The sequence below is a fragment of the Paenibacillus mucilaginosus 3016 genome (genome assembly GCF_000250655.1).
Classification (GTDB): Bacteria; Bacillota; Bacilli; order Paenibacillales; family NBRC-103111; genus Paenibacillus_G; species Paenibacillus_G mucilaginosus.
Map to the genome: position 1 here is coordinate 4,697,610 of NC_016935.1, position 9,496 is coordinate 4,707,105.

Here is a 9,496-nt window from a genome sequence, read left to right on the forward strand (position 1 = left end):
CCTCTCCTTCCGCCAAGCTGCCGCTCGGGCTCATGTTCTTGTACTGCTTCGGGCTTCCCGCTGCTTGCGCATTAAGGCTTTGCGTCCGTCCGCCCGTTCCTGCGCGGCCGATACCCGGTCTTCCGCAGCATCCGGACCGGACAGCCGCTTGGCGAGGGAGGCCACGGTCGGATACATAAAAAAGTCCGTTAACGTAAGCGGCTGATCATGCCGCTTTCGGATGGTCTCCACAAGCTGTGCGGCATGAAGCGAGTGGCCGCCCAGCTCGAAGAAGTTGTCATGACGGCCGACCTCGGCCAAACCCAGGACCTCCTTCCAGAGACCGGACAGCACCCGCTCGGCTTCGCTCCTCGGCACCGTGTCGTGAAGACCTTGAACCCTCCGCGCCTCCGGCTTGGGCAGGGCTCTGCGGTCCACCTTACCGCTTGGCGTCATCGGGAGGCGGTCCATTCGAACGAAGTAAGACGGGATCATGTAGGCCGGAAGCTGCCGCCCAGCAAATTCCCTCAGTTCCGCCGGTGAAAGCTCGGACGGAGCTTCGTAATAGGCAGCCAGATAAGCACCGCTTCCGTTCGCATCCATGGCATCGGTCACGACGGCCGCAGAGATCTGCGGATGCCCGGCCAGTACCGCTGCGATCTCGCCCGGTTCCACCCGGTAGCCGCGGATCTTGAGCTGATCGTCCAGGCGGCCGAGGTATTCGATGGTTCCATCCGGCAAATACCGGGCACGGTCGCCGGTCCGGTACATCCTGGAGCCCTTCGTGCCCTCCGCATCCCCGGCCCCGGCAGCGGGCTCCGGAAGGAACCGCTCTTCGGTTAACTCACGGCGGTTCAGGTACCCCCGGGCCACCCCCATGCCGGCAATACAGAGCTCGCCCGGCACACCGGGAGGCTGAAGCCGGCCTTCCGCGTCGAGAATGTAAACCCGGGTCGACACAATCGGACGGCCGATGGTGATGCGTGTCTCGGAGGTGATCTCCTGCACGGTGGACCAGACGGTCGTTTCCGTAGGACCGTACATATTGAACAGCCGGGCTGGTGCCGCCTCCCTGAGCTGCCTCAGCAGCGGTTCGTCCAGCGGCTCCCCTCCGACAAGCACGCACTTCATGGCGGCAAGCGCCGCGGTCATCCGGCTGCTGCCCAGCAGCATCCGCAGACGGGACGGGGTAGCCTGCAGCAGCTGAACTTCTTCGCGCAGACAGAGCTCCGCAAGAGCTTCGGTATCGAGCTGCTCCTCCCGGGAAGCAAGAACGACCGTGCTTCCGAGCATCAGTGGCAGCAGCGTTTCCAGCACGAAGATATCGAAGGAAACGGTCGTTAAGGACAGCACGGTCTTCAGCCCGGCAAGCGGGATGTCCCGTGTCATCCCGAGAAGCAGATTATGCACCGACCGGTGCTCGATCATGACCCCTTTCGGCTTGCCGGTAGAGCCGGAGGTATAAATCACATAGGCCAGATCTTCAGGCCGGACCGGCGCTCCTTCCGGCGGCGTCTGCGCTGCATCAGTCTCCGTCCCGGAGGGCGGCTCCTCCGGATCCGGCTGTACGATCTCTATGCCCTGCAGCCCCTGCCCGAAGTGTGCGTCCCTGGTGACCGCGAGCCTGCATCCGCTGTCTTCAAGCATCAGGCGGATGCGTTCTTCCGGATAATCGGGATCGAGCGGCAGATAGGCGGCCCCGGCCTTATTCACGGCGAGAAGTCCCGTGACCAGGGCAATGGACCGGTCGGCGAGCAGAGCGACAATCTCGTCCCTGCGCACCCCCCTGGCTCTCAGTCTGGCGGCCAGCCGGTCCGCCCTGCGGTTTAATTCCTGATAGGTGATCCGCTCTCCCCCGCACACCAGTGCCGTCCTGTCGGGAGTCCGTCCGGCCTGCTGCTCGATGAGCCCGTGCAGCGTCTGTGCCGCTTCCGCCGGGATCGGCTCGTCCGGCTTCAGGAACAGCCTGCTCACCAGCTCCTGGTCCGTCTCCCGCATCAATCCAAACCTGCGGAGTTCCAGACCCGGACTGCCGGTGATCTGACCCAGCAGCTCTTGATAGAAGCCCGCCCACCGCTCAGCGGTATCGTGTGAGAACAGAGCAGCAGCGTACTCCAGATGGCAGGACAGCACGTCTCCCTGCTCCATGACGGTCAAGGTCAAATCAAACTTCGCTGTCGGAAATTCGAAGGGATAGGGAGCCAGAAGCACATCCCCCAGAGCCAGCTTGGGCGAGTCCATATTCTGCAGGACGAACATGGCATCGAACAGCGGATTCCGGCTGATGTCCCTCGGGGGCTTGACCCGTTCGACAAGCTCTTCGAACGGATAGTCCTGATGCTCCAATGCGCCAAGCGCGGTCCTCTTCACCTGCCTGAGGTAGCCGGCAAAGGATTGGCTTCCCTCGGGCTGCAGATGAAGGGGCAGCGTATTCACGAACATGCCGACCATCCGCTGCGTATCCGCATGCCGGCGTCCGGCCACGGGAGTGCCGACCGTCACTTCCTCCTGTCCGGCCAGCTTGCCCAGCAGCAGGCCGAATGCAGCCAGCAGAAGCGTGAACAGGGTGGTGTCCGTTCGCTTAGCGAGACGCTTCACTTCCTGGGTCAGCCGGCGGTCCAGCGCAAAGTGCACCCGTCCTCCGGCAAAATCGCGCAGCAGCGGTCTTGGCCGGTCAAGAGGCAGGTCCAGCGGAGGCACCGGATCGCGGAACTGCGCCAGCCAGTACGCCTCCTGCTCCCGGTAGGCCTCAGACTGCATAAACCGCTGCTGCCATACCGCGTAATCCTTGTACTGCAGGGCAGGCGGCTGAAGCGCCTCTCCCTCGTAGAGCTGCGCCAGCTCCTGCATCAGGATCCCAATCGAGGTGCCGTCGGAGACGGCATGATGCATATCGAACAGCAGGAGATGCCGCTCGCTGCCCAGCCTGATCAGAGCCGCACGCAGCAGCGGCGCCTCTTCCAGATCGAAGGGTCTGATGAAGGAGCGGATGAAGTTCCGGATGCCCTCTTCACCCTGCCCCTCCAGATCGCAGCGGGCCAGTGTGAAGTTCACTTCCCTCCCGATCCGCTGTACCGGCCCCGCGTCCGACAGGACGAAACGGGTCCGCAGGGTTTCATGCCTGGCAATGAGACGCCTCAGGGCATCCTGGAGCCTCTCCGGGCACAGCACCCCCGCCGCCTCCAATACGGCAGGCATGTTATAGCTCAGCTCGGCACCTTGGAACTGCCTGAGCAGGTGCAGCCGCTTCTGGCCGGTGGTCAAGGGATAATCGCTCTGAAGAGCAGCGGGAGCCAGGGCCTCGTACGCTTTCCTGCCGGAAGTTTGGATGAAGGCCGCCAGCTTCTCGATGGTCTTGAGACGGAACAGCTCGGCCAGCGGGATTTCCACGTGGAATAGCTTATGAATCCGGGACAGCAGCGTGATGGCCTTCAGCGAATGGCCGCCCAGCTCGAAGAAATTGTCACGGATCCCGACCTTCGGCACCCCCAAGGCTTCTTCCCAGAGCTCCGCAAGCCGGGCTTCCGTGGGATTGCGGGGGGCCGCAAATGTCTGCTGCCGTCCTGACAGCATGTCCGGCTGGGGCAGCGCTCTGCGGTCCACCTTGCCGCTCAGGGTGAGGGGCAGCTCATCCAGCCGCATGAAGAAGGACGGCACCATGTAGTGGGGCAGCCGCTCCTCCAGGTAACTTTTGGCTTCCTCCGCTTCGAGATGCCCTTTGGACGTGTAATACACGCACATGGTTCGGCCGCCCGTACCGTCATCCAGATCGATGGTCACGGCTTGGATGACCGCCGGATGATTCACGAGAATGCTGTCGATCTCCCCGAGCTCGATGCGAAACCCGCGGATTTTGACCTGATGGTCCTTTCGCCCGAAGAATTCGATCGTACCGTCGGGAAGCCAACACCCGAGATCGCCCGTCTTGTACAGCCGCTGTACCGGACCGGGATGGAACGGGTCTTGAGTGAACGCCGCCGCCGTGCGGTCCGGATCATTCAGGTACCCGCGGCCCACGCCGATACCGGCCACCCAAATCTCTCCCTTCACCCCGATCGGGCAGAGCTGCCCCGTTTCATCGACTATGTAGATATGGAAGCCGGACAAAGGACGGCCGATGGGAACGGTCTCCTGTGGCGGGGCTTCTGTTAGAATATGTAAGGTGATATCATCGGACGCTTCGGTTGGACCATAGGCGTTCACCACCGGAATCTCCGGATAGAGCGCAAACCATCGCTTCAAGTGATCCCGTTTCACCGCTTCGCCGGTAGGAATCAGATAAGACAGCGCCGGAAGCGGACGATGCCGGTTTTCCAGCACCTCGAGCAGCACGGAGAGATAAGAAGGGACGAGTTCCAGGATCGTGACGCCGTCCGCAGCCAGCCGGTCCAGGAACGCTTCCGGCTGTTCCAGCAGGCTGCTGCTGTAGATGACCGTGCGGCCGCCCGAGCACAAGCCGGCAAACATCTGCCACACCGACACGTCAAAGCACTGCGAAGCATTTTGTGCCATCACACTGTGTTCGGCAATCCCGAGCTCTTCCGCCATGGCGGTCATATGGTTCATCATTCCCTTGTGCTCCAGCATGGCCCCCTTCGGCTTCCCTGTAGAGCCGGAGGTATAAATAATATAGGCAAGGGCATCCGGGTGAGCCTTGCGCTCCAGGTTCCCGGCGGAACAGGCAGCCAGCTCAACTTCCAGCTCCTCGGGTGCTAGGAGCAACACGTCCTGAAGCCGGCCGGACCGGCTGAGCTCCCCGTGCAGCTCTGCGCCGGTCAGCAGCAGCTTGATCTCCGCTTCGCCGATCATCCCGAACGCCCGCTCGGCGGGAGCTTCCGGGTCAAGCGGGATGTAAGCCCCTCCCGCCTTCCATACCGCCAGGATGGAGGCCACCAGGGGAATGGAGCGCTTCATCCAGATCCCGACCCGGTCTTCCGGCTCCAGTCCATGCTTCAGCAGCAATCTTGCCAGCCGGTTGGCCCACGCATTTAACTCCCCATAGCTCCATGCCCGGTTTTCATGAATTAAGGCGGTCCGCTCCGGCCAGTGTTCCGCATGCTCTTCGATACACTCCACAACGGTCATCTGCGGGGGAGTGCCGGCAGCTTTCCTGCTGAATTTGTCCAGAATCAGCGTTCTTTCTCCATCCGGAAGCATGTTCAGCTGCCGCAGCGGGAGCTCCGGCTGCTGCAGAGCGCATCGCATCAGGCACATCATGCGTTCGTGGAACAGGACGATCTCCTCATCCGTGAAGCGGGAGGCGCAGTAATGATATTGAATCAGGATTTGGCCGGTGGATAGATGATCATCGACGAATACGGTAAGCTCATTGGCCTGATGCCAGGAGGTTCCTCTTTCCACATGGTAAGTTACCGATGCATCGGGAACGGGATTGTGCCAGGCGATGGGGAGGTAATTCATGAAGACTTCCAGCGGCTGATCGGAGATGCCGAACGTCTCGCGCAGGGCGGGCACCAGGAGATTATAGGGATATTTTTGATGACGGAACGTCTCGTTCTGCCGGCGCTTGACCCGCTGAATGAAGGAGCGGAAGGTGCCGGACCCGTCGACCTCCATGCGAAAAGGTGTCGTACTTACCAGCATCCCGGCCATGGCTTTCGTTTCGCGGGTGGTCCGGTTGCTCGAGAACGTGCCCAGCAGCACCTCCTCCTCTCCGGTCATGCGGGAGAAAAAGAGGCTGAGTACAGCCATGAACAGGACGGCCGGAGACACTTCTTCGGCTTCAGAGAACCGGTAGATCGATTGACGCTGCTCCGGCTCCAGGGTCAGATGAAGATTGCCGGCTTCCAGATGCGGGCTCACAGTCCCCTTGGGTTTGAAGCGGCTTACGGGGGGCAGCGTCATGAACTGCTCCTGCCAGTAAAGGCGGTCCCTTTCGAAGCGCGGGCTCTCCAGGTAAGCGGCCTCACTCTGAACCTGCTCGAGGAAGGAAGGAGCGGGATCCAAGTCCGGAAGCTCATATCCCAGCGACTGGATGTATACATGCAGGATTTCATCCCCGAGCATATTCAGCGATAACCCGTCGACTACCAGGTGATGTGCGCCGATCCAGATGCGCGCTTCATCGTCCGCCACCCGCAGAAGCACGGCACGGATCAACAGGGGGCTGTGTAACGGAATCGGCTCGTTCTCCAAGAGGCGGATCTGGTCTTTCCACTCCCCTTCCTCCCGTCCCCTGTAATCCAGTACGGTGACCGGAATCGGTTCGGTGCTGAACATGCCAAGGACCGGTTCCGCGTCCCCTTCGGAGGGCAGAATCCGGATGCGGAGGGCATCGTGCCGGGCCGCTGCGGTTTGGATGGATTCGACCAGTCGGCTTTGGTCTATCCGACCGCGGAAGACTAGACTGATTGTCAATAAATGAAGGGTCGTATTCGCATGGATATATTCCCCGTACCATATGCGCTTTTGGGCATGGGTCATGGCAAACACCTGCTCGGCCTGGACCTGTTCCGCTGCCAGCATGAATTCGATCAACTCCTCAACCAAAATAAGTGAAAATATCAGTGCAACTACCATATTATAACATAATATTCCATATGTTGGCTGGTTACATCGAATCATTTTGTACAAGGTCATCCCATGTAGTCCCGTTACGGCACTGCATCAAAACCAGACCAAAGTCGGGGCCGCATCCCCTACCTGGTATCGGTGCCCCGCACCTGTCCCCTCTGCTACAATCAAGGCAAAAAACGGCAGGTGGAAGGCATTGTTATGGAAAAAAGGGTTCCGTTTTTTTGTCTGCTCGTTCCTTGTAGGAGTCTGTGTGGCGGGTGCGGGCATGGTGGGCACGTATATGAACATGAACGAATGGATGACCGACTCCCATAAGCCCGTGGGTCCATGGCCGAAAGTTCAGGTGGCGGAACATGATCCGCACAAGCCTACGGTGGCCGTCGTTCTGGGCAGCCAGGTGACGGAAGTGATGGATTTTATGGAGAGCTATGAGCTGTTCGCCCGCACCCAGGCTTTCAATGTCTATGCGGTCGCCCCGGACCACGGAGTCAAGACGTTATCCGGCGGGCTTCACATCCTGCCCCACTACACGTATGAGGAACTGGATACCCTGCTTGGCGGGAGTCCCGCCATGATCGTGGTCCCGGCCATTCCCTTCATGGACGAAACAAAATATCGGCCTACGCGCCAATGGCTGCAGCGGCACGCAGGCCGGGATACGACGCTGATCAGCATCTGCACGGGAGCCGAGAATCTGGCGGATGCCGGTCTGCTCAAGGGCCGGTCCGCCGCAACGTTCTGGGCGGATATCGACAGGCTGGAACGCGAATATGCCGATACGCATTGGATCCGGAATCAGAGGTACGTTGTCAGCGGGAATATCGTCACGTCGGCCGGCATTACCTCGGGAATCGACGCGGTGCTGTATGTGATCGGCAGACACATCGGTGAAGATCAAGCTCTGCTAGCCGCAAGGGAAATGAATTATCCTACCTATCATTTTGTCCGCGATCCGGCCATGATCCCTTGGTCTGTGGGTTGGAAAGATGCCGTATTCATGCTGAACTTCGCCTATCAGTGGAAGCAGCGGCAGATCGGGGCGCTACTGTATGACGGGATCGAGGAGACGGCGCTGGCCTCGGTCTTCGATACGTTCGATGCCTCCGGGACGGCGAACACGCTGACGGTCTCCGGCTCGGGGCGTCCGGTCCGGTCGCGGCATGGGCTGACCCTGGTTGCCAGGTATCAGACAGGGAATGCGCCCCCGCTCAATCAGATGATCATCGCCGGCACGGAGGCCCACGTATTGGCTGCAGAAGCTGCGTCTGGCTGGGAGGACCATCCGAAACAGCCGAAACCGCTGTACCTGCATAGCGGCTCCCCCGCCAGATATGTCATGGAAGCGCCGATTGAACAATTGGCTCTGCTGGAGGACAAGACAACGGCTGCCTTCGCGGCCAAGCGGCTCGAGTATCGGGCGGACTCGCTTCGGCTGAAGGGGAAGCCCTTCCCCGTCGAGCCTGCCGCGATGCTGCTGGCCGTCACGGCCTGCTCCGTCATCCTGGCGGTCTATGTGGACCGGCGATGGCTGGCTCCGGTAAGGTGAGCAGGAGAAGAAGCGGCGGGAATAGAGCTTTTCGGCCCCAACCCTTCGCAGCGAATCGAGCCCGGATGAGATATCCATTCCTATCATCGAAAAAAGACGCTCCCTCCCATTCTACCTGGAAGAAGAGTCTTCTTTGCGTTACTCACTTTCGATGACAGGAACGAGCCCCGGCGAGATAAAAATTCTTATAGTTCAAAAAAAGGCCGCTTAACGAATTGCGTTAAGCGGCCGTTCCGATTTCATTTTCATTTCAAACCCTGCACAAACAAACTGTCGGCGGCCAGGTCTAAACGGCCGGTTTCTGCCCTTCCCGAACGCCTTTTACTTCGTACATGTTCACCGTGACGCTCAGGATGTGCTCCGGCTTCGTTTTGCCGCTGCCGCTGCGGTGGCCTTGAATATGGGCGTCGCTCTTCTCCCAGTTCTTCCAGTCCTCCACGGACCTCCAGCGGATCATGATCATGACTTCTTCCGTCTCTTCCTGCTTCTTTCGATTCACCATAATGATTTTGTCGATCAGCCCTTCCATGGCATCCATGGGGCTCTCCTTGGAGAAACGTTCCAGGATCAGGTCTGATTTACCTTGCTGCACAACTATCGTTCTTGTTTGTATAAGCATCGAAAATGCCTCCTTATGGCTAGTGGGTGTCAGGCAGGACTGCGTTCCTTGGGTCAATTGGCAGGCTTGTCGTCAGCAGGCGAATCCGGTGCCGCCTGTGAAGAGCCGGGATCATCCGCAGGGGCGTCCGGCACAGAAGCCAACAGATCCTTCAAGCCTTCCTGAAAGCCGGCCACCAGTTCCTGAAACCGGACTGCCTCCTTGGAGGATGGAGCTTCCTGTGCGGCTTCCGCGGCTCTTGCCATCAGGTAGATGACTTCGGACCATTCTCTCATGAGGCCGCGGAGCTCATGCTTGCCGCCCCGGCCGTGTCCGTGTCTTCCGTGCTGCCCGTGCCTGCCGCCGTGCCGTCCCGGATGCTCCCAGCGGGTCTCCGCCCGTTCGGTCTCCTCTTCGGCTCGCTGCTGAAGGAACGTCCGGCCCTCGTCGGTGATATGATACAGCTTCTTCCCGTCGCTTTCGCCGGAGCCGATCAGCTTCATGTCCTCCAGCAGCTGCAGATTGGGATAAACCGAACCGGCGCTCGGGGTATACAATCCGCCGGTCTTCTCCTCCATCGCCTTGATCAGCTGATAGCCGTGCATCGGCTCCGTGGCCAGCAGCTCCAGGAGGGCGAATTTGAATTCCCCGCGCTCAAAGAACCGCCGTCTGCCTTCGCCCCGTCCCCCGAATCCGCCGTGACGGTGTCTGAGGTCCATCTCCCCATAACCGTGCTCCGGGTCCGGGCGTCGGCGCCCCGGGTGACGGCCCTGGTGAAACCGGTGATCGTAAAATCTCATGTGGAATCCACTCCTTCAATACGATATATCGTTATC

Annotated in this window: 4 protein-coding genes; 1 reads left to right on the top strand and 3 read right to left on the bottom strand. The window is 60.2% G+C overall.

Features of this window, described 5'->3' with window-relative positions; all coding sequences use genetic code 11:
* Positions 1-30 precede the first annotated feature (30 nt).
* Positions 31-6,465 carry a non-ribosomal peptide synthetase gene (locus PM3016_RS19760; RefSeq protein ID WP_014370662.1) on the bottom strand — a complete coding sequence of 2,145 codons (6,435 nt, stop codon included), beginning with the start codon at positions 6,463-6,465 and terminating at the stop codon, positions 31-33.
* A 244-nt stretch (positions 6,466-6,709) separates the two neighbouring features.
* On the opposite strand from PM3016_RS19760, the gene PM3016_RS19765 reads away from it, so the two are divergent.
* Positions 6,710-8,062 (top strand): DJ-1/PfpI family protein, encoded by a 1,353-nt coding sequence (locus PM3016_RS19765; protein WP_014370663.1) that lies wholly within the window; start codon positions 6,710-6,712, stop codon positions 8,060-8,062.
* 286 nt (positions 8,063-8,348) lie between these two features.
* Here the strand turns inward: PM3016_RS19765 and PM3016_RS19770 are convergent, their stop codons facing one another.
* Positions 8,349-8,681, bottom strand: a complete 333-nt coding sequence (locus PM3016_RS19770; protein ID WP_014370664.1) for an antibiotic biosynthesis monooxygenase — start codon at positions 8,679-8,681, stop codon at positions 8,349-8,351.
* A gap of 53 nt (positions 8,682-8,734) precedes the next feature.
* Entirely contained in the window at positions 8,735-9,460 is a 726-nt protein-coding gene (locus PM3016_RS19775; RefSeq protein ID WP_014370665.1) for a PadR family transcriptional regulator, read from the bottom strand.
* Positions 9,461-9,496: the final 36 nt, after the last annotated feature.

What these genes read in the sequence shown, in the direction of transcription:
- PM3016_RS19775 (WP_014370665.1), bottom strand. Translation starts at nt 9,460, where the DNA reads ATGAGATTTTACGATCACCGGTTTCACCAGGGCCGTCACCCGGGGCGC.
- PM3016_RS19760 (WP_014370662.1), bottom strand. Translation starts at nt 6,465, where the DNA reads ATGCTGGCAGCGGAACAGGTCCAGGCCGAGCAGGTGTTTGCCATGACC.
- PM3016_RS19770 (WP_014370664.1), bottom strand. Translation starts at nt 8,681, where the DNA reads ATGCTTATACAAACAAGAACGATAGTTGTGCAGCAAGGTAAATCAGAC.